This is a genomic window from Polaromonas sp. (assembly GCF_029945925.1).
In the GTDB taxonomy this organism is placed as follows: Bacteria; Pseudomonadota; Gammaproteobacteria; order Burkholderiales; family Burkholderiaceae_C; genus Polaromonas.
The window spans coordinates 151,034-170,603 of record NZ_JAQSDN010000042.1 but is presented as its reverse complement, the minus strand read 5'-3'; the positions used below and the strand labels follow the sequence as shown (position 1 = coordinate 170,603).

General features: G+C 65.2%; 14 protein-coding genes. 6 read left to right on the top strand and 8 right to left on the bottom strand.

Features of this window, described 5'->3' with window-relative positions:
* Positions 1 to 55 precede the first annotated feature (55 nt).
* Positions 56 to 868, bottom strand: coding sequence for an SDR family oxidoreductase (locus PSV40_RS14135; RefSeq protein WP_300538752.1), 813 nt, complete (start codon positions 866 to 868; stop codon positions 56 to 58).
* Between the two features lie 165 nt (positions 869 to 1,033).
* On the opposite strand from PSV40_RS14135, the gene fusA reads away from it, so the two are divergent.
* The gene (gene fusA / locus PSV40_RS14130; RefSeq protein ID WP_300538750.1) at positions 1,034 to 3,094 is read left to right on the top strand and encodes an elongation factor G; all 2,061 of its coding nucleotides are present in this window, start codon (positions 1,034 to 1,036) and stop codon (positions 3,092 to 3,094) included.
* Positions 3,095 to 3,225: 131 nt separating this feature from the next.
* Here fusA and PSV40_RS14125 read toward each other — a convergent pair whose 3' ends face one another.
* Positions 3,226 to 4,455 carry an MFS transporter gene (locus PSV40_RS14125; RefSeq protein ID WP_300538748.1) on the bottom strand — a complete coding sequence of 410 codons (1,230 nt, stop codon included), beginning with the start codon at positions 4,453 to 4,455 and terminating at the stop codon, positions 3,226 to 3,228.
* Positions 4,456 to 4,602: 147 nt separating this feature from the next.
* Here PSV40_RS14125 and PSV40_RS14120 point away from each other — a divergent pair, with 147 nt between their 5' ends.
* The 3 genes from PSV40_RS14120 (at position 4,603) to parC (ending at position 9,994) form a co-directional block, all read left to right on the top strand.
* Positions 4,603 to 6,573 carry a DNA topoisomerase IV subunit B gene (locus PSV40_RS14120; protein ID WP_300538745.1) on the top strand — a complete coding sequence of 657 codons (1,971 nt, stop codon included), beginning with the start codon at positions 4,603 to 4,605 and terminating at the stop codon, positions 6,571 to 6,573.
* Between the two features lie 101 nt (positions 6,574 to 6,674).
* The gene (locus PSV40_RS14115; protein WP_300538743.1) at positions 6,675 to 7,508 is read left to right on the top strand and encodes a lytic transglycosylase domain-containing protein; all 834 of its coding nucleotides are present in this window, start codon (positions 6,675 to 6,677) and stop codon (positions 7,506 to 7,508) included.
* A 128-nt stretch (positions 7,509 to 7,636) separates the two neighbouring features.
* On the top strand, positions 7,637 to 9,994 hold the full coding sequence (parC, locus tag PSV40_RS14110) for a DNA topoisomerase IV subunit A (protein ID WP_300538741.1): 2,358 nt from the start codon (positions 7,637 to 7,639) through the stop codon (positions 9,992 to 9,994).
* 741 nt (positions 9,995 to 10,735) lie between these two features.
* Here the strand turns inward: parC and egtD are convergent.
* Positions 10,736 to 11,752, bottom strand: coding sequence for an L-histidine N(alpha)-methyltransferase (gene egtD, locus PSV40_RS14105; RefSeq protein ID WP_300538739.1), 1,017 nt, complete (start codon positions 11,750 to 11,752; stop codon positions 10,736 to 10,738).
* A gap of 175 nt (positions 11,753 to 11,927) precedes the next feature.
* Between egtD and PSV40_RS14100 the strand changes: the two genes are divergently transcribed.
* Positions 11,928 to 12,479: a TlpA disulfide reductase family protein gene (locus PSV40_RS14100; protein ID WP_300538737.1), complete on the top strand. Its 552-nt coding sequence runs from the start codon at positions 11,928 to 11,930 to the stop codon at positions 12,477 to 12,479.
* A 223-nt stretch (positions 12,480 to 12,702) separates the two neighbouring features.
* On the opposite strand, the gene PSV40_RS14095 is transcribed toward PSV40_RS14100, so the two are convergent.
* Positions 12,703 to 13,848, bottom strand: a complete 1,146-nt coding sequence (locus tag PSV40_RS14095) for a hypothetical protein (protein WP_300538734.1) — start codon at positions 13,846 to 13,848, stop codon at positions 12,703 to 12,705.
* Positions 13,849 to 14,089: 241 nt separating this feature from the next.
* On the opposite strand from PSV40_RS14095, the gene PSV40_RS14090 reads away from it, so the two are divergent.
* Positions 14,090 to 15,193: a transglutaminase-like domain-containing protein gene (locus PSV40_RS14090; RefSeq protein ID WP_300538732.1), complete on the top strand. Its 1,104-nt coding sequence runs from the start codon at positions 14,090 to 14,092 to the stop codon at positions 15,191 to 15,193.
* Between the two features lie 215 nt (positions 15,194 to 15,408).
* Here PSV40_RS14090 and PSV40_RS14085 read toward each other — a convergent pair whose 3' ends face one another.
* The 4 genes from PSV40_RS14085 to PSV40_RS14070 all read right to left on the bottom strand — a co-directional run bounded on the left by PSV40_RS14085 (position 15,409) and on the right by PSV40_RS14070 (position 19,406).
* Positions 15,409 to 16,311, bottom strand: coding sequence for an RluA family pseudouridine synthase (locus PSV40_RS14085; protein ID WP_300538730.1), 903 nt, complete (start codon positions 16,309 to 16,311; stop codon positions 15,409 to 15,411).
* Between the two features lie 214 nt (positions 16,312 to 16,525).
* Positions 16,526 to 17,212: a tRNA (guanosine(46)-N7)-methyltransferase TrmB gene (gene trmB / locus PSV40_RS14080; protein WP_300538823.1), complete on the bottom strand. Its 687-nt coding sequence runs from the start codon at positions 17,210 to 17,212 to the stop codon at positions 16,526 to 16,528.
* A gap of 71 nt (positions 17,213 to 17,283) precedes the next feature.
* Entirely contained in the window at positions 17,284 to 18,261 is a 978-nt protein-coding gene (gene gluQRS, locus PSV40_RS14075) for a tRNA glutamyl-Q(34) synthetase GluQRS (RefSeq protein WP_300538728.1), read from the bottom strand.
* 68 nt (positions 18,262 to 18,329) lie between these two features.
* A complete protein-coding gene (locus PSV40_RS14070; protein ID WP_300538726.1) occupies positions 18,330 to 19,406 on the bottom strand; it encodes an FAD-dependent oxidoreductase in 1,077 nt (358 codons plus the stop codon).
* Positions 19,407 to 19,570: the final 164 nt, after the last annotated feature.

Below are 19,570 nucleotides of genomic sequence, written 5' to 3'. Positions count from 1 at the left end.
AGGGGCAGTGCACCGCCGAAGGCACACGAAATGACAAGCGTGGGGGTCATATTCTTCAATGGGGTTTGACCTCGTCCTTGAGGGCGGCCAGCGCCATGGATTCGACGGCCCCGGGCGCCAGCAGCTTGAGCCAGCGCCCGAGTTTGCCTTTGGGCGTCATCACGACCTCGCGCGCGCGTTGGTCCATGCCGTCCAGGATCAGCCGGGCGCAGGTCTCGACGCTCATGGCATCGTCTTCCTTGAGGCCGCTGGCGCCGGCGGGTGTACCCGCGGCGTTGAAGCCCCGGTGGCGGATCTGCGTGGCGACCACGCCGGGATAAGCGGTGGTGACGCCGACGCCGGCCGTTTTCAGTTCCGCGCGCAGGGCTTCAAAAAAGCCGGTCATGGCGAATTTGCTGGCGCTGTAGGCCGTGCGCCCGGGAACGCCCACCAGCCCGGCCAGGCTGGAGACCGCCACCAGGTTGCCGCGACTTTGTTTCAGGTAGGGCAGGGCGGCATGGGTACACCAGACGCTGCCCCAGAGGTTGATGCGCATCAGGTCCTCGTACCAGCCCAGGTCTTCTGTTTTGACATCTTCAAACAGGGCCTGCGCCGACATGCCGGCGTTGTTGATCAGGGCGTCGATCTGGCCGAACGCCCGGGCGGCCGTGCTGATCAGCGCGCGGCACTGGGCAGGATCGGACACATCGGTGGGGACCACCAGCGCTGCGGCCCCGCTGGCCCGGCACTGGGCGGCGACGGTATCGAGCGCTGCTTCGTTGCGCGCGGCCAGCACCAGCGCCACCGCCGTGCCGTGGCGCTGCGCCAGCTGACGCGCCATTTCCGCGCCTATGCCGTCGGAAGCCCCGGTGATGACGATGGTTTTCATGGCCCTGCTGTCCCCTGCTTGTGTGGAGGCGAAAGACTACCACCGTTTGATGTCCGCACCGGCCCCTTGCCCCGGCGCGGGCTATCCCTTACGCTGTGCATCTGATTCAGGCGTCAGGCCAATCCCTCGGGCGCAGACGCCACGCCCGGCACCCAGGAGCGCGCCATGTCCTCTCCCATGCATCCGGTTCCTTCGGCCGTCCCCGCCCTGCGCACACTGGCGCTGGTGGGCGCAGCGGCCAGCGGCAAAACCACCCTGGTCGAGGCCTTGCTGCACCAGGCGGGCGCCATTGGCGCCCCGGGCAGCCTGGAGCGCGGCACGACGGTCAGCGACTTCGATCCGCTGGAGCGGCGCGCCCAGCATTCGCTGCAGTCGGCGCTGGTCCACCTGCAGCACCGGGACACGCGCATTCACATCATCGACACCCCCGGCGCACCGGATTTTCTCGGGCAGTCGCTGCCCGCGCTGGAGGCGGTGGAAACCGCAGCCCTGGTCGTCAGCGCCGCCAGCGGGCTGGAGCTCATGAGCGGCCGCATGATGGACTGGGCCGCCGGCCGCGGCTTGTGCCGCATGGTGATCATCAACAAGATCGATGCGCTGGGCATTGACCTGCCCGGCCTGCTGGCCGCCATCCAGGCCGCCTTCGGCAAGGAGTGCCTGCCGCTGAACCTGCCCGCCGGCGGAGGCACGCAAGTGGTGGACTGCTTTTTCAATCCGGCCGGGGAATCCGATTTTTCCAGCGTGGCGCTGGCGCACCGCGCGCTGGTGGAGCAGGTGGTCGAGGTCGATCCGGCCTTGGTCGAGCGTTACCTGGACGAAGGCGACGTGGATCCTCAGGAACTGCATGCGCCGCTGGAGCAGGCGCTGCGCGAGGGGCACCTGATTCCTGTTTGTTTTGTGTCGACGCGCACCGGCGCCGGCGTGGCCGAACTGCTGGATGTGATGGTCAGGCTGCTGCCCGATCCGGCCGAGGGCAACCCGCCGAAGTTTCTGCGCGGTGAGGGTGGCGCCGCCGTTCCGGTGCGGGCCGAGCCCGACCCGGCGCGTCACGTGCTGGCACACGTTTTCAAGGTCAGCGTGGACCCTTATGTCGGCAAGATGGGCATCTTCCGGGTGCACCAGGGCACGGTGACTCCGGGCAGCCAGCTCTACGTCGGCGACGGTCGGCGTCCCTTCAAGGTCGGCCACCTGTTCCGGCTGCAGGGCAAGGACCACATGGAAATCGCCAGCGCCGGGCCGGGTGAGCTGTGTGCCGTGGCCAAGGTCGACGAGATCCATTTCGACGCCGTGCTGCACGATGCCGCCGAAGACGAACACCTCCATCTGCAGCCGCTGGACTTTCCGGTGCCGGTGCACGGGCTGGCCATCGAGCCCAGACGCCGCGGCGACGAGCAGCGCATGTGGGACCTGGTGCAACGACTGGTCGATGAAGATCCCTGCCTGCGGCTGGAACATGTGGCGCAGACCAATGAAACCGTGGTTTACGGCCTCGGCGAGCTGCACCTGCGCACGCTGATCGAGCGGCTGACCGAGGTCTACAAGTGCGAGGTGAACACGCGGCCGCCGCGTATTGCCTACCGCGAGACGGTCACCACGCCGGCCGCCGGCCACCACCGCCACAAGAAGCAAAGCGGCGGTGGCGGCCAGTTCGGCGAGGTCTTCCTGCGCATCGAGCCGCTGGCGCGCGGCGCCGGCATCGAGTTTGTCGACCAGGTCCGGGGCGGCACGATTCCCGGCCAGTACATGCCGGCGGTGGAAAAAGGCGTGCGCCAGGCGCTTGATGGCGGGGTGGTTGCGGGCTTTCCGGTCAGCGATGTGCGGGTCGTGGTGTACGACGGCAAGCATCACAGTGTGGACAGCAAGGACATTGCCTTCGCGACGGCCGGACGCAAGGCGGTGATCGAGGCGGTGCGCGCCGCGTCGCCGGTGGTGCTCGAACCGGTGGTCAATATCGAGATCACGGCGCCCGAGGCCGTCATGGGTGACATCACCGGCGACCTGTCGGCGCGCCGCGGTCAGGTCAGCGGCACGCGCGGGCTGCAGGCAGGTACGCTGGCGGTGCTGGGCCAGGTGCCGCTGTCCGAGCTGGCCGCTTACCAGTCCCGGCTCAACGCGCTGACGGGCGGGCAGGGGGCTTACACGCTGGCCTTCAGCCACTACGAGGCCGTGCCGCCTGCGGTGCAGCAGCAGCTGGCCGGGCAGTACCGGGTACGCGACGAAGAGTGAGGCGGGGTCTAAAAGCAGGCCCAGAGCTGGTCAGCCAGCGTCAGCAAAAAATCGGGCCGCAAATACAGCGCAAACACGCCCAGCGTGGCCGCGATGGCGAGCAGATACAAGGCGAGCTTGCGTGCCATGTCTCAGGCGCCTTGAGGCAGGCGGCCCGCCGCAGGCCGGTGGATGGCCGCTTCGCGCACCGGCAGGTTGATCAGCGCCGCAAACACGCCCAGCGCAATCGTGATGTACCAGACGATGTCGTAACTGCCGGTCCGGTCGTAGAGCACGCCGCCCAGCCAGACCCCCATGAAGGAGCCGATCTGGTGGCTGAAAAAGACAAAACCACTGAGCATGGACAGATGCTGGATGCCGAAAATCTGCGCCACGACGGCGTTGGTAGGCGGCACGGTGGACAGCCACAGCAGGCCCATCAGGCTGGCAAAAATGTAGACGCTGGCCGGGCTCAGGGGCGCGGCGATGAACACGGCAATGACGACGGCCCGCGCGAGATAAATAAAGGCCAGAATGTTCTTTTTGGGCAGCCGCTGGCCGAGGGCGCCCGCCGCATAGGTGCCGAACACATTGAACAGGCCGATCAGTGCCAGCGCGTAGCTGGCCACCTGCGGTGACAAGCCCTTGTCGCGCAGGTAGCTGGGCATGTGCACGCCGATAAACACGACCTGGAAGCCGCAGACGAAATAGCCGGCCATCAGCAGCTGGAAACTCGGGTACTTGAAGGCTTCCCTGAGCGCCTGCAGGATGGTCTGCTCGCGCGGCGGCGCCTGGCCGGGGCCGAAGCGCGTCTCGCGCAGGCCAAACGCCAGCGGGGCGATCAGCAGCACCGCCGCGCCCAGTACCAGCAGCGCCTCTTTCCAGCCCAGGCCGCTGATCAGGAAACCTTCGACCGGCACCATCAGGAACTGCCCGAAAGAGCCTGCCGCCGCTGCCACACCCATGGCCCAGGAGCGTTTTTCGGCCGGAATGTTGCGGCCGATCACGCCGTAGATCACGGCATAGGTGGTGCCCGCCTGCGCCGCGCCTATCAGCACGCCGGCGGTCAGCGTGAACATCAGGCCGGTGGGCGACAGCGCCATGCCGACCAGCCCGAGCGCATACAGCACGGCGCCGCCCGCTATGACGCGAAAGGCGCCGAAGCGGTCGGCCAGCATGCCGGCAAAAATGCCGAACACGCCCCAGGACAGGTTTTGCACGGCCAGGGCGAAGGCAAAGGTTTCGCGTGTCCAGCCCTGGGCCTGGGTGATCGGCTGCAGCCACAGGCCGAAGCCGTGGCGTATGCCCATGGACAGGGTGACGATGGCGGCGCCGCAGATGAGCACCTGGGCCATGGAGAGATTTCGGCTCGAAGATTGCATCCGGAGAATGTACCCAATGCGCTGCGTTCTGTTTTTGAAAGTTTTTGGGCTCATTGATGAGCGCCGGGCATGAGTTTCGGAATGTGCTGGATAAAAACTGTATATTTATCCAGTCTTAAAATCACCCGGGACTACAATCCACCCCCCATGGCGACCAAACTACCCAACGATTACTCCGAAGGCTCGATCCGCGTGCTCAAGGGCCTGGAGCCCGTCAAGCAGCGGCCCGGCATGTACACGCGCACCGACAATCCCCTGCACATCATCCAGGAAGTACTGGACAACTCGGCCGACGAGGCGCTGGCCGGCCATGGCAAGAAGATCAAGGTCACGCTGCACACCGATGGTTCCGTCAGCATCGAAGACGACGGCCGCGGCATTCCCTACGGCCTGCACCCGGAGGAAAAGGCGCCGGTGATCGAACTCGTCTTCACCCGGCTGCACGCTGGCGGCAAGTTCGACAAGGGCAAGGGCGGGGCTTACAGCTTTTCCGGCGGCCTGCACGGCGTCGGCGTCAGCGTGACCAACGCCCTGTCCAAACGCCTGGAAGCCACCTCGTACCGTGACGGCATGGTGGCCAGGCTGGTGTTTGAGGCTGGCGACGTCACCGAGCCGCTGGAGCTGCGCAAGGCGGCTGACGGCGACCGCAAGTCCGGCACCACGGTGCGGGCCTGGCCGGATGCCAAATATTTCGAAGCGTCGGCCCTGCCCATGGCCGAGCTGACCCACCTGCTGCGCAGCAAGGCCGTGCTGATGCCCGGCGTCACCGTGACGCTGGTCGTCGAGAAGACCAAAGAGGTGCAGACCTGGGTCTACAAGGGTGGCCTGCGCGACTACCTGATGCAGACCCTCAATGCCGATCCGGTGATTCCACTGTTTGAGGGCGAGGGTTTCGCCGATGCGGCGCACGACAGTTTTGCCGAAGGTGAGGGCGCCCAGTGGTGCCTGGCGTTCACCGAAGACGGCCAGCCGGTGCGCGAGAGTTACGTCAACCTGATCCCGACCAGCGCCGGCGGCACGCATGAAAGCGGCTTGCGTGATGGCGTGTTCCAGGCCGTCAAGAGTTTCATCGAGCTGCATTCGCTGCTGCCCAAGGGTGTCAAGCTGTTGCCGGAAGACGTGTTTGCCCGTGCCAGTTATGTACTCTCGGCCAAGGTGCTGGACCCGCAGTTCCAGGGGCAGATCAAGGAGCGGCTCAATTCACGCGATGCGGTGCGCCTGGTCTCGAGTTTTGTGCGGCCGACGCTGGAACTGTGGCTGAACCAGCATGTGGACTACGGCAAAAAACTGGCTGAACTGGCGATCAAGGCTGCACAAACCCGCCAGAAGGCCGGCCAGAAGGTGGAAAAACGCAAGGGTTCGGGCGTGGCCGTGCTGCCGGGCAAGCTGACCGACTGTGAAAGCAAGGACCTGGCGCACAACGAGGTGTTCCTGGTCGAGGGCGACTCCGCCGGCGGCAGCGCCAAGATGGGGCGCGACAAGGAGAGCCAGGCCATCCTGCCGCTGCGCGGCAAGGTGCTCAACACCTGGGAGGTCGAGCGCGACCGGCTGTTTGCCAACACCGAGATTCACGACATCGCGGTGGCCATTGGTGTTGATCCGCATGGCCCGAACGATTCCCCGGACCTCAGCGGCCTGCGTTACGGGAAGATCTGCATCCTCAGTGATGCCGACGTGGATGGCTCCCACATCCAGGTGCTGCTGCTGACCTTGTTTTTCCGGCATTTCCCCCAACTTATTGCCACAGGACACATCTTTGTGGCGCGGCCACCGCTCTTCCGGGTGGATGCCCCGGCCCGCGGAAAAAAACCTGCGTCGAAGGCGTACGCGCTCGATGAAGGTGAGTTGACCGCCATTCTCGACAAATTGCGCAAGGAAGGTGTGCGTGAAGGGGCTTGGGCCATCAGTCGCTTCAAGGGCCTGGGCGAAATGAATGCGGAACAATTGTGGGAAACGACACTCAATCCTGATACGCGCCGGCTGTTGCCGGTGCAACTCGGTAATTTCGACTTTGCCCAGACCGAGAGTCTGGTGACCAAGCTGATGGGAAAGGGCGAAGCCGCGGCGCGGCGCGAACTGATGGAACTGCACGGCGATGCCGTGGAGATCGATATTTAAAGGACTTCCATGCGCAAGCTGCGGATCTGCACGGCATGAGCCATTTTTTACGTCAGAAATGGCTCCAGCCTTTGTGGTTAGTGCGCAGGCAGCTATCATTTTTGATAGCCGCTGCAGCCCTGCTACTGGCCGGCACACCTGCCCGCGCCGATGTCTGGGGTTATGTCGACAGCCAGGGGGTGGCGCATTTCTCGGCCGAGCGGCTCGACGAGCGTTACCAGCTGTTTTTCCGCAGCGGCGAGAGTTTTGACACCAGCCGTGGTGGAAAGGCTTCCCCGGGCGCCTATGGCAACGGCATGCCGGGTGCACCGCCCAAGCTGCTGGCCTTTTTCGACGTTTCACCCAATTACAAGGCCGTCAAGCATTTGCTGCGCGAGGCGTCGGTGGCCCATGACATCGACTACGAACTGCTGCAGGCGCTGATCGCCACCGAGTCGGGCTTCAACACCCACGCGGTGTCGCCCAAGGGTGCGGTGGGCCTGATGCAACTGATGCCACCCACGGCCCAGCGGTACGGCGTGCGGGCAGACAAAAATTCCCCGATCGAAAAAAAGCTGACCGACCCCAAAACCAACATTCGGGCCGGCTCGCGTTACCTGCGCTACCTGATCGATCTTTTTCCCGGCCAGCTTGAGTTGGCGGTGGCGGCCTACAACGCCGGCGAAGGCGCGGTCCAGCGTTATGGCAACAAGATTCCCAACTATCCCGAGACCAAAAATTACGTCAAGACCGTGATGCAGCTGTACAGCCATCTCAAGCCGCCCAGCATGATCGGTGAGGCGCGGCGCTCGGGCCGCGTCAGGATGGAAATGATGGGCGGCAGCAATACGTCGTCCGTCCAGCCCGCTGGCGGCGCCACCGGACGCGGCAACCAGCTGCCGACCCTGGTCGTGCAAAGCCCGGTCGCTCCGGAATTCCGGGTCGAGCGCGACTAGTGTTCTGATGGAGTCCTGACGTGGAACCGCAGTTTCGCGTGCGGCCATAATCCCCTGCGACGGCCAGCCGGCTCATCGGTCCGGCCACCTCTTTTGACCTCTATCCTTTTTTCCAGTTTGAACCCCCGATGGACGATCTTTTTACGCCTGCCCTGCCTGCCCCTTCCGACGTCCCTGACCAGGAATCGCTGGCCGCCTATGCCCAGCGTGCCTACCTCGAATACGCGCTCAGCGTGGTCAAGGGCCGGGCGCTGCCCGACGTCTGCGACGGCCAGAAGCCGGTGCAGCGGCGCATCATGTACGCCATGGCGCGCATGGGGCTGGGCTTTTCCGGCGCCGGCGGCGCCAAGCCGGTCAAAAGTGCGCGTGTGGTCGGCGACGTGCTGGGCAAATACCATCCGCACGGCGACCAGGCGGCCTATGACGCGATGGTGCGCATGGCGCAGGACTTTTCCCAGCGTTACCCGCTGATCGACGGCCAGGGCAACTTCGGCTCCAGAGACGGCGACGGCGCGGCGGCCATGCGTTACACCGAGGCGCGGCTGGCGAAAATCACCACGCTGCTGCTCGACGAACTCGACGAAGGCACGGTCGACTTCGTGCCGAACTACGACGGCTCTTTCGAGGAGCCGCGCCAACTGCCGGCGCGTCTGCCGTTCACCCTGCTGAACGGTGCCAGCGGCATCGCCGTCGGCCTGGCCACCGAGATTCCCAGCCACAACCTGCGCGAGGTGGCCGACGCCTGCATCGCGCTGATCAAGACCCCCAAGCTCGGCGACGACGAGCTGTACACGCTGATCGCCGGTCCCGACTACCCGGGCGGTGGCCAGATCATCTCGACCGCTGCCGACATCGCGGCGGCCTACAGCACCGGCCGCGGCTCGCTCAAGGTGCGCGCGCGCTGGAAGATCGAAGACCTGGCACGCGGCCAGTGGCAGCTGGTGGTGCAGGAGTTGCCGCCCGGCGTCAGTACCCAAAGGGTGCTGGAAGAAATCGAAGAGATCACCAACCCGAAAATCAAGGCCGGCAAGAAGGCGCTGAGCCTGGACCAGGTGCAGCTCAAGCAGACCGTGCTGGCCGTGCTCGATGTGGTGCGCGACGAGTCGAGCAAGGACGCGGCCGTGCGCCTGGTGTTCGAACCCAAGACCAGCCGCATCGAGCAGTCCGAATTGATCACCACTTTGCTGGCGCACACCAGCCTGGAAAGTTCGTCGAGCATCAACCTGACCATGATCGGGCTGGACGGCCGGCCGACGCAGAAGACGTTGCGGCAAATGCTGCAGGAGTGGATCTCCTTTCGCCAGACCACGATAGAGCGGCGTTCGCAGCACCGCCTGAACAAGGTGCTGGACCGCATCCATATTCTCGAGGGCCGGCAGCTGGTGCTGCTCAACATCGACGAAGTCATCGCCATCATCCGCCAGTCCGATGAGCCCAAGGCCGCGCTGATCGCGCGTTTCAATCTCAGCGAGCGGCAGGCCGAAGACATTCTTGAAATCCGCCTGCGCCAGCTGGCCAGGCTGGAAGCCATCAAGATCGAGCAGGAGCTCAAGGGCCTGCGCGAAGAGCAGGGCAAGCTCGAGGAAATCCTCGGCAACCCGGCCGCCTTGCGCCGCCTGATGATCAAGGAAATCGAGACGGACGCCAAACAGTTTGCCGACCCGCGCCGTACCCTGATCCAGGCCGAGAAAAAAGCCGTGCTGGAAGTCAAGGTGCTCGACGAGCCGGTCACCGTGGTGGTCAGCGCCAAGGGCTGGGTGCGTGCGCGCAGCGGCCACGGCCACGATGCGGCCAGCTTCGCCTTCAAGTCCGGCGACGGCCTGTACGGTACCTTTGAATGCCGCACCATCGATACCCTGCTGGTGTTCGGCACGGCGACCAAAGGCACGGGCCGGGTGTATTCGATTCCGGTGGCCATGCTGCCCGGCGCCCGCGGCGATGGGCAGCCGGTGACCACGCTGATCGAACTTGAAACCGGGACACACCCGGCGCATTATTTCGCCGGACCGGCCAGCGCCACCTTGCTGCTCAGCAGCAGCGGCGGTTACGGCTTCCTGGCCACGGTGGAAAACATGAGCTCGCGCCTGAAGGCCGGCAAGGCCTTCATCAGCTGCGGTGAAGGCGAGACCATCTGCAAGCCCTCGCCTGTGGCGGGCTGCGGCGGCGCCGCACCTTTGAGCCCGGCGTCCCACGTGGCCTGCGCCTCCACCGGCGGGCGCATCCTGACCTTCGAGATCAGCGAGCTCAAGACCCAGGCCGCCGGCGGCCGCGGCCTGATGCTGATCGACCTCGATGCCAAGGACACCCTGGCCGGCGCGGCGGCGTATACCCGCAGCGTGAAGATCGAGGGTATAGGCCGTGGCGGCAAGGAGCGCGAGGAAACGCTGGAGATCCGCAGCCTGAACAATGCCCGGGCCGCGCGCGGGCGCAAGGGCAAGGCGGCGGACCTGGGCTTCAAGCCGGCGGGTATTGCCCGGGTCGAATGACGGGGTCGTAGTCGCTATAATTTTGATAGCTGCTTGCGCCCGTGGTTATTGGGCTGAGTCGCTATTTCTTATGAGGCCGCTCAGGCTGGGCCAGGGGCCAAGCCTCCCTGATCTCGAATCGGTGTGGCTTGCCAGCAAGCCGGGTCTCGCCCCGGCGGGCGAGGCACTTTGTCTTTGCTTCGCCAAAGAAAAGTACCCAAAAGAAAGGCGACCCGATGGTCTGGGGAGTTTTTGGGGTCAGAGCCAAAATTCGCCGAGCCTATGGCTCGCCCCACAGGGTGCGGTGCGATGCACCGCAGCGAAATTGGTGTCTGACCCCAATAACTCGACCTCCGGTGCTTGTCAAAAGCGGGGTCGGGCTAAACTCGCCTTCGGCTCATACAACGCCAGCCCTGATCCGCTTTTGCCTGCGCTCCTCGGCCCAGCCCGACGGGTGGGGGAACGAATGCGGATGCGGGGAGACCTGACGCGCGTAGCGCGTCAGGTCGAGATTCGGGGACTGTCATTCATGCACGCGAGCGCAGCACACGCAGCCAAATGAAGTCCCCCTCCATCGCCCAGCGGGGCGAGGGCAGGGGATAGGGGTGGGAGTGGGGAGTTAGACCTGCTGCCCAGGGCTAGCCCGAGGCGCGGCGTGATGCCTGCGGCATTGACAAGAAAACTACCGTGTCCGCCACAGCGAAACCCGGATTGCAGGCCAGCCACGAGCGGCCGAATCAAACAGCAGCAGGTTTGATCGACTTAAACCGACGCCCAGAACACCGCAAACCAGTCCTTTGGATCGGCCCAGGGTTTGATCTGCGAAAACCCCGCCAGCCGCAGCAGCGCCGACATGCTGTCCAGCGTGTATTTGTACGAGCTCTCGGTGTGGATGCGTTCACCCATCCCGAAACGTCGTTCACCCTTCGGCCAGTGCACGGTCAGCTCACAGCACGCTTCCAGGTGCATCTCGATGCGCGACTGCGCTTCGTTGAACAAGGCGACATGGCGCCATTGATGCGGGTCGAAGTCGGCGCCCAGCAGCGTGTTGACGTGGCGCAACAGGTTTTTGTTGAAGGCGGCGGTGACGCCCAGCGCGTCATCGTAGGCGGCTTCCAGCGTGGCCTTGTCCTTGACCAGGTCGATGCCGAGCAGCAGGCCGCGTGCAGCGCCCTGTGCCGGGTCGGCGATACGCTGCAAAAACGCCAGCGCCTGGTCCGGTGAAAAATTCCCGATGCTGGAGCCGGGGTAGAAAAACACGCGGTCCTGGCGCTGCACCTGCGGCGGGAGCACCAGCGCGGCCGAAAAATCCATGCCCACGCCAACAATGGCCAGCTCCGGAAATGTGTTTTGCACCTGTTCCGCCGCATCGCGCAGAAAGTCCACCGAAATGTCCACCGGCACATACTGGCGGGGCTGCAGGTGCGGGATCAGCCGCATGGCTTTGGCGCAGCTGCCGGCGCCCAGGTCGATCAGGCAGGGGCGGGTGATGCCGGCGCCGGCCAGCGCCGCCGCCATGTGGCCGTGGGCCGCATCGAAAATGCCGGCCTCGGTACGCGTCGGGTAGTACTCATCGAGGAGGGTGATGGCTTCAAAAAGTTGCGAGCCCAGGGCATCGTAGAAATATTTGGGCGACACACTCGCGGCAACCGCGTTCAGGCCGTCCGCCAGCTCACGTGCAGCGCCGGGCCGGCCATGGTCGGACGCGTTGTAGCGGTTGATGAACTGCGGCGACGCCGGCGCAAGGGCGAGCCCGGGGTGTGGAAGGGGGAAGTTCAAAATCGGTTCAGCGTGTGCTGGTGTGGGTTCAGGCAATTTACGGCAGGGCACGGCCTGCCTTTGTAGGACTGTTTCGCTTTGCTTGCAAGGGGGTGATGGCCGGTTGATTGTCTGTCCATGCCAGATGCCCTGTATCCGTCTGCGTTAATCCGGCCCTGCTAAGCTGGGGGTGGCCATGTCTTCATTCTTCTATCCGGTGGCGTCCAGGCGTCTTTTTCTGCAGGGCGCCGCATGTGCAGTCGGCGCATCGCTGCTGGGACGTGATGCCCGTGCCGCCGGCGAAGCCGCCTATGCGGTGTCGCCCTGGCAGGGCGCTGTGCCGCCGCTGCAGGCGGTCGACACCCAGGGCAAGACCTGGCGCCTGTCCGACCTCCGGGGCCGTGCAGTGCTGCTTAATTTCTGGGCCAGCTGGTGCGAGCCCTGCCGCGCGGAAATGCCGACCCTGCAGCAGATCGCTGACTTCTACGGCCCCGACAAGCTGCTGGTGCTGGCCATCAATTTCAAGGAACACCCGACGCGTGCCCTCCAGTTTGCGGCCAGCACCGGGCTGAGCCTGCCCGTGCTGCTGGACCCCCAGGGCCAGACGGCGCGTGCCTGGGGCGTCAAGGTTTTTCCCACCACGGTGCTGGTGGACCGGCAGGGCCGGCCGCGTCAGCGTGTGCAGGGCGAGGTTGACTGGACCGGCACCGCCGCCACACAGTGGCTGGAGCCCTTGCTCAAGCAGTAGGCGAACCGGCCATGGTCAGTTGAGCGACCGTGGGGATCTTTTTCCTGCCAGCCAGGGCCGCGGATCTGGCTTTGCCAGTCCGCAGGCGCAGCGGCCCCCGAGGGGCTGGAGCCTGCGGCTCCAAAGCTGCTTGAGCAGCTTTGGACAGGCGACAGAAGCGAAGCCTCTGGCGAGCGGCGGCCTGCAAGGCCTCGCGAGGACACGAAGTGCCGAGCGTGGGGCCTTATTCCTTGGGCAGGACGAGGTCCGCGGTGCCGGGGCAGACCCAGCGCGCAAACTCCCGCGTGGTGTCCAGGCAGCCGCCGTCGCGGTACACGCCGCGCGGTTCGCGGTAGCGCTGCATGAGGGCCAGAATGCGTTCAAGCTCGGGCTCATCCTGCTGCGCGGCCGCCACCAGCGTTTCGACCTTGGCTTCATCGATGCGTTCATGGCCTTCTGCGTCCCGGTACAGCGCGTTGCGCCATTGGTAGATTTCCAGGCATTTGTCGGCCAGCGTGTAAGGTTGGTCACGCTTCCAGAAGTTGCAGAACAGGCCACCGCCGAGGTAGATCACCCAGGAGCCTTCATAACCCGATGCCTCGGCCGAGGCTTCGTCGGGATTGCGGAACCAGGTTCTGTCGCCCGGCACAAAATAATGCGGGGGCAGGGGGGCTTCCATGGCGCCCTGTTCGCGCAAAAAAACATCGTGAAACGGGCCCGACATGATGGGCCGGGCGGTCCAGAGCGTCTGCAACTGCGCATACAGGGCGGGGTTGCAATGCGCGAGTTCCTCGGCAATGCCCAGCAGCATCACGTATTCGGTGGCGCGGTAACAGGAGAAGGAATACAGCGTGCCGGAAACCTCGGGCTGGGTTGCCTTGGCCAGGGCCGTCACCAGCGACACGCCGGGCCGGATGACAAAGCCGATGTCCTTCCGGTAGGTCCAGCAGTCCTGCGGCCGCTCCGCCTGGCTGGTGTGAAAGGACAGGCTGGTCTTACGGGCCGCCCGCGCGATGTTGTGGCGAATGCGGACGGCGGACGCCAGTTCATCCACGCTGGGGAATTCAAAGGCCACCGGTCCCATCAGCATGGCTGCCACGATCTCGCGGGTCAGGTCGGCCGGCTGATCGTCGGTGTGCAGCTGCAGCCGGCGAGCCAGCGCGAGTGTGTCGTAGCCGGGGGCCCAGGCCTCGCCCTGTTCCGCACTGAGGCTGATCCGGATGAAGTGGCCGGCGTCATCGTCGCCTTCCGTGCTGCGCACGCAGTGCGCCAGGTCCTGCGCGTCCAGCCGCGTCAGCACCGCTTGCAGCGTCGCCGCCGGCCCCTGGCCGGCGGTCTCGCGTATCAGGATGCCTTGCGGCCCCGCTGCTTGTTTGCCCGATTTGCCCATGCCATCGTCTCCGGCTTTTATGTGTCGTTATCGTGGGAGCCTGCAACGCTGGTGGCGCGCGGGACGCCAGGAGCTTGCCCGATAAATGTAACCGAGTCGTTTCAGTCATCGTGACCGGCAGGACGAAAGCCGCCATAATTGCCGCTCGGCACAAGCGTTCTGCTTTGCGCCGCATGGACATCCCGGTGCACCTTTTCATGCCCGGTCACGTCTGCCAACCCAGCTTCCGGAGTTCCTTTTGATGACCACCGTACGCCGCACCTTCCTGAAAAATACCGCTGCAGCCGCCATGGCTGCCGCATTGCCTGCAATCAGTTTTTCCCAGGCCGCGCCACGCCGCGTCTTCGCGCCCCAGAGCGGCGCCTGGCGCACCTTTGACGTGACGACGCGTGTCGACATCGTCAAGCCCCAGGGCGTCACCAAGGTCTGGCTGCCGATTCCATCGGTCAACAGCGACTACCAGCGTTCGCAGGGCAACAGCTTCTCGAGCAACGGCAAAACCGACCTGACCGAAGACGGCGTGGACGGCGCCAAGATGCTGTACGCCGAATTTGATGCAGGCCAGGCCCAGCCTTTTGTCGAACTGACAAGCCGCGTGCAGACCCAGAGCCGTGCGCTTGACTGGGCGCACAAGACCGCGGTGCGCGAGGATGCCGACACGCTGCGCTACTTCACGCGCCCGACCAAGTTTCTGCCCACCGACGGCATCGTGCGCACGACGGCGCAAAAAGCCATCGTCGGTGCAAAAACCGACGTCGAAAAAACGCAGAAGCTCTACGACTGGATCATGGCCAACACCTACCGCGACCCCAAGGTGCGCGGCTGCGGCGAAGGCGACATCAAGACCATGCTGGAAACCGGCAACCTGGGCGGCAAGTGCGCCGACCTGAATGCGCTGTTTGTCGGCCTGTGCCGCTCGGTCGGCATTCCGGCGCGCGATGTGTACGGCATCCGCCTGGTGCCCTCGGCCTTTGGCTACAAGGAGCTCAGCGGCAACCCGGTCAGCCTCAAGGGCGCGCAGCACTGCCGTTCTGAAGTGTTCCTCAAGGGTTACGGCTGGGTGGCGATGGACCCGGCCGATGTGGCCAAGGTCATGCGCCTGGAAACGGCCGACTGGATCAAGAACACCACGGACCCGGTGGTGGCGCCCGTCAACAAGGCGCTGTTCGGCGGCTGGGAAGGCAACTGGATGGCCTACAACACCGCCCACGACATCGCCCTGCCGAATTCGAAATTCGAGAAGCTGGGCTTTTTCATGTACCCGGTGGCAGAAAACGCCTTGGGTCGCTTTGACTCCTATGCGCCCGATGACTTCAGGTACCAGATCACTGCAAAAGAGATTTAAGCCCCCACGCTTGCTCACTGCGTGTAGCGCGCGAGGCCTTGCAGGCCGCGGCTCGCGGGACGCTTCGCCTCTGTCGCCTGTCCAAAGCTGCTCAAGCAGCTTTGGAGCCGCAGGCTCCAGCCCCTCGGGGGCCGCTGCGCCTGCGGCCCGGCAGAGCCGGTTCCGCGGCCCCGGCCTGACTGGGGGCCCGGCAGCGGGTGTTCAACGTCCCGTGTTCAGGGGAGTTCCAGCCGCCGCTTGCTGCTGAACTGCCTGCGTTGGCCGGTGAAGGGGTCGTCAAAGGCAATGCGCTGGGCAAGCAGTTGCAGAGGGTAGCGGTAGTCGTCCTCAGGCGTTGGCTCCAGCGGCGGATACACGCGATCGTTGACGATAGGCAGGCCCAGCGCATACATGTGCACGCGCAGCTGGTGTTTCTTGCCGGTGACCGGGCTCAGGCCGTAACGTGCCAGCGGCCCGCTGACTTCGAGCAACTCGATGCGGGTTTCGCTGTTGGCTACGCCGGCCACTTCGGCCTGGCGGAAAAAGGGCTGGCCTTCGACGATGCGGCTGGTACAGACGCGCGGAAACGTCAGCTCCGCGCGCCATGGCGCAATCGCTTCATACCCTTTGCTGACCTCCCGTTGGCGGAACAGGTCCTGGTAGGCAGCGCGCTCCTGCGCTTGCACTGAAAACAGCACCAGCCCGGCCGTTTCGCGGTCAATCCGGTGGATGGGGCTGAGTTCTGCAATGCCCAGCCGGTTTTTCAGCCGCACCAGCAGGGTTTCCTGCAGGTAGTGGCCGGACGGGGTCACAGGCAGAAAATGCGGTTTGTCGACCACGACCAGGTGGTCGTCCTGGAACAGCAGTTCTTCGTCAAAGGGAATGCGGGTCTCCGCTGGCAGGGTGCGGTAGTAATACAGCCGCATGTGGCCGCGGTAGGCGCGCGCCGGCGTGACTGCCTCGCCGAACTCATCGACAACCTCACCAGCGGCCATGCGTTCGAGCCACATCGCACGCGGAATGTCAGGAAAACGCTGGACCAGAAAGTCGGTGATGGTGGGCCAGTTGCCGGCAGGCAGGCTGACACAACTCGGGCCGACCCCTTCGCGCGTAGGCAGGCCTCCGTATTTAGCCCCCACGCTTGTCACTTCGTGTAATGCGCGAGGCCTTGCAGGCCGCGGCTCGCGGGACGCTTCGCCTCTGTCGCCTGTCCAAAGCTGCTCAAGCAGCTTTGGAGCCGCAGGCTCCAGCCCCTCGGGTGCGCTGCGCCTGCGGACTGGCAAAGCCAGATCCGCGGCCCCTGCTGGTGAAGAGAGAGCCTCGGCGGCCGTACGGGCCCGGGCTTCTACAGTTTCAGGCGGCTTGGACACGCGTAAACACCACGTCCCAGACACCATGACCGAGCTTGATGCCACGGTTTTCGAACTTGGTCAACGGGCGGTAGTCGGGCTTGGCGGCATAACCGTCGGCACTGTCCGCCGTGTTTTTCAGCAAAGGCTCTGCCTGGAGTACTTCAAGAATCTGCTCGGCGTAAGGCTGCCAGTCGGTGGCGCAGTGCAGGTAGCCGCCGGGCTTGAGGCGGGCCGCCAGTTTGGACACCAATGGCGCCTGGATCAACCGGCGCTTGTTGTGTTTTTTCTTGTGCCAGGGATCGGGGAAAAAGATGTGTACACCGTCAAGGCTGCCGGGGGGCAGCATGTGGTCCAGCACCTGCACCGCGTCGTGTTGCAGGATGCGGATGTTTGCCAGGCCCTGCTCACCAATGCGCTTGAGCAAGGCGCCCACGCCGGGCGTGTGTACTTCACAGCAGAGGAAGTTTTTCCCCGGCAGCAAGGCTGCAATCTGTGCCGTGGCTTCGCCCATGCCGAAGCCGATTTCCAGGATGGTGGGGGCCACGCGTCCAAACGCGGCTTCGACGTCCAGCGGCGCTGCCGAATAAGGCAAAAGAAACTTCGGGCCCGCATCTGCAAAAGCCCTGGCCTGGCCGGCCGTGGTACGGCCTGTGCGCAGGACAAAGCTGCGGATGGTGCGCAGACGCATGGGGTCGGGTGACGCGCCTTCCGGCGGGTTGGACGGCGGGTCTGATGGCGGGTTGGAGGTGGGGGATTCAATCACCGCTCAATTTTAGTCGCCCGGCTCCAGAGGGCCACGGCTTGCTGCAGCCAGTCAGCGGGCGTCCGCGCAGACAAGCCTGCGGGAAGACCCAGTACCTGCCCGGCTTCATCGAGTGCCTGCAGCGGCTGGGTGGTGTCCAGTGCGCTGGCGCCGTTCTGTTTGGACAGCTTTTCGCCGTTGGCCCCGAGCACCAGCGGCGTGTGCAGGTAACGCGGCAAGGGCAGGCCCAGCGCGCGCTGCAGCAGGATTTGCCGCGCCGTGTTGTCGGCCAGGTCTTCCCCGCGGACGATATCGGTGATGCCCTGCGCGCCATCGTCCACCACCACGGCGAGTTGGTAGGCCCACAGGCCGTCGGCGCGCTTGAGCACAAAGTCGCCGACCTCCTGCGCGACGTCCTGCTGCTGCGCGCCGAGCCGGCGGTCCTGCCAGCGGACAATCTGCTCTGCTACTGAATCAGGAGCTGCTTGCGCACGCCCCATAAGGGCTGGAGGCCGATTTTGTTCAATATTCTCGGTGAGGAAGCGCCACGCCCGCGCGGGACGACCCTGCAGGCCATGGCGGCAGGTGCCGGGGTAGACCAGTTCCCCGTGGCGTGGCCGCAGCGTGCCGCGGGCCTCCAGTGCCCGTGCAATGTCCTGCCGTGTGCAGGCGCAGGGGTAGGCGAGGTGGGCGGCAATCAGCTGGTCCAGTGCGGCCTGGTAGTGGCCGCCACGCTGCGACTGGTACAGCGGCGGCGCATCCGGTCGCAGCCCGCAGGCTGCCAGCTGCTGCAGGATCAGGGTGTCGGCGCCGGGCACGCAGCGCGGCGTGTCGATGTCTTCGATACGCACCAGCCACTGGCCGCCATGCGCCCGCGCGTCAAGCCAGCTCGCCAGCGCGGCGACGAGGGACCCGGCGTGTAGCGGACCGGTGGGTGAGGGCGCAAAGCGGCCGACGTAGCGAGCTGGGAGAGCTTGATCAACCAAGGTCTGCATGGATTTTCCGACAGGTCGCCCCATCCTTCGACAGGCTCAGGACGAACGGAAAACAGAAAGCGTCGGGGCTAACAGATGGCCAATGCCATTTCCAGGCCGGAGACAAACGCGTCTTCGGCCCGGTGGCCGACACACCAGTCGCCGCAACTGCCGATGCGCGATTTGGCATCCCACAGGTGGGTCTGGCCCAGGGGTTCGGTGGTTTGCGCATAACGCCAGCGGTGCACCGCGGCGTGTGGTGGTTCGGCGCGTATGCCGGTGACCTCGGTGAAGGCCCTGAGGAGTTTGGCCTTGATGCGCTCGTCGTCGTCATCCAGATGCCGCGTGGACCACTCCGGGCTGGCCTGCACGGTCCAGCGTTCGATCGGGCTGCGCCCAGGCTTGGACGACTCACGTGCCAGCCAGGCAATGCGGTGGTGGGTGCTGCGCGCCGCATTCCACTGCGGCCCCAGGTGCGGCAGCGTCGGCTGCTGCCCTTGCGGAAAAGCCAGCATCAGGGTCCAGCAGGGGGCAATGGCGACGCCGGCGAGGGCCGGCATCAAGGCCTTGCCCTGCTGGGAGCTGAGCAGCAGGGCGTGTGCCTGCGGTGCGGGCACGGCCAGCACCACGGCGTCGAAGCCGGAATACACCTGGCTGCTGGCACCGGGGCCTTCGGTCTGCAACTGCCAGCGCTCGGGGTGCAGCTTGTCGCGTTCCATCCGGATGACCTGGGTTTCCAGCGTCAGCAAGCCGGCCGCAGCCAGGGGCTGGGCCCACTGCTTGAGCAGCGCGCTCATGCCCGGTGTCGCCACCCAGTGGGCTTCCCTGGGTGGCGGTGCGGACGCCACGACACGGCCCGCCTCGTCGAGGATGCGCACGGTGTTGGCGCTCCAGGGCCGCACCAGGCCGGGGCTGGTGGCCAGCGCCTTTTCGAAACGCGCATCACGCACGGTGAAGTACTGCGTGCCGTGGTCAAAGCCGCCAAATTCCGTGTTGCGCGTGGCCATGCGCCCGCCCGGGCCGCGGCTTTTTTCGAACACCGTCACGCGGTGGCCCGCCTGCATCAGTGTGCGGGCGCAGGCGATGCCGGCCATGCCCGCGCCGACCACGGCGATATGGCGTGGCACGGGCATGGCGGGGGAAGCGGAGCGGGATTTTTTGGTCATGTCTTTGTACTTTTTATGGCGGGGTGAAAAGGGCGGTTGGCCTGCAGGTCTCGGTGGCGGGCTTTTCCGGATTTTGGCAGCACAGCGCAAACATCAATGGAAATCATGATCACACTCTACACGCTGGCGTAGCCGGCCGGCCGGACATTCGCTGCGGGTCAGGG

Bases quoted from the DNA above. Each gene is read 5' to 3' on its own strand.
- gluQRS (WP_300538728.1), bottom strand. From the start codon at position 18,261: ATGCAGACCTTGGTTGATCAAGCTCTCCCAGCTCGCTACGTCGGCCGC.
- fusA (WP_300538750.1), top strand. From the start codon at position 1,034: ATGTCCTCTCCCATGCATCCGGTTCCTTCGGCCGTCCCCGCCCTGCGC.
- PSV40_RS14125 (WP_300538748.1), bottom strand. From the start codon at position 4,455: ATGCAATCTTCGAGCCGAAATCTCTCCATGGCCCAGGTGCTCATCTGC.
- PSV40_RS14135 (WP_300538752.1), bottom strand. From the start codon at position 868: ATGAAAACCATCGTCATCACCGGGGCTTCCGACGGCATAGGCGCGGAA.
- PSV40_RS14090 (WP_300538732.1), top strand. From the start codon at position 14,090: ATGACCACCGTACGCCGCACCTTCCTGAAAAATACCGCTGCAGCCGCC.
- PSV40_RS14095 (WP_300538734.1), bottom strand. From the start codon at position 13,848: ATGGGCAAATCGGGCAAACAAGCAGCGGGGCCGCAAGGCATCCTGATA.
- PSV40_RS14120 (WP_300538745.1), top strand. From the start codon at position 4,603: ATGGCGACCAAACTACCCAACGATTACTCCGAAGGCTCGATCCGCGTG.
- PSV40_RS14100 (WP_300538737.1), top strand. From the start codon at position 11,928: ATGTCTTCATTCTTCTATCCGGTGGCGTCCAGGCGTCTTTTTCTGCAG.
- PSV40_RS14070 (WP_300538726.1), bottom strand. From the start codon at position 19,406: ATGACCAAAAAATCCCGCTCCGCTTCCCCCGCCATGCCCGTGCCACGC.
- trmB (WP_300538823.1), bottom strand. From the start codon at position 17,212: ATGCGTCTGCGCACCATCCGCAGCTTTGTCCTGCGCACAGGCCGTACC.
- parC (WP_300538741.1), top strand. From the start codon at position 7,637: ATGGACGATCTTTTTACGCCTGCCCTGCCTGCCCCTTCCGACGTCCCT.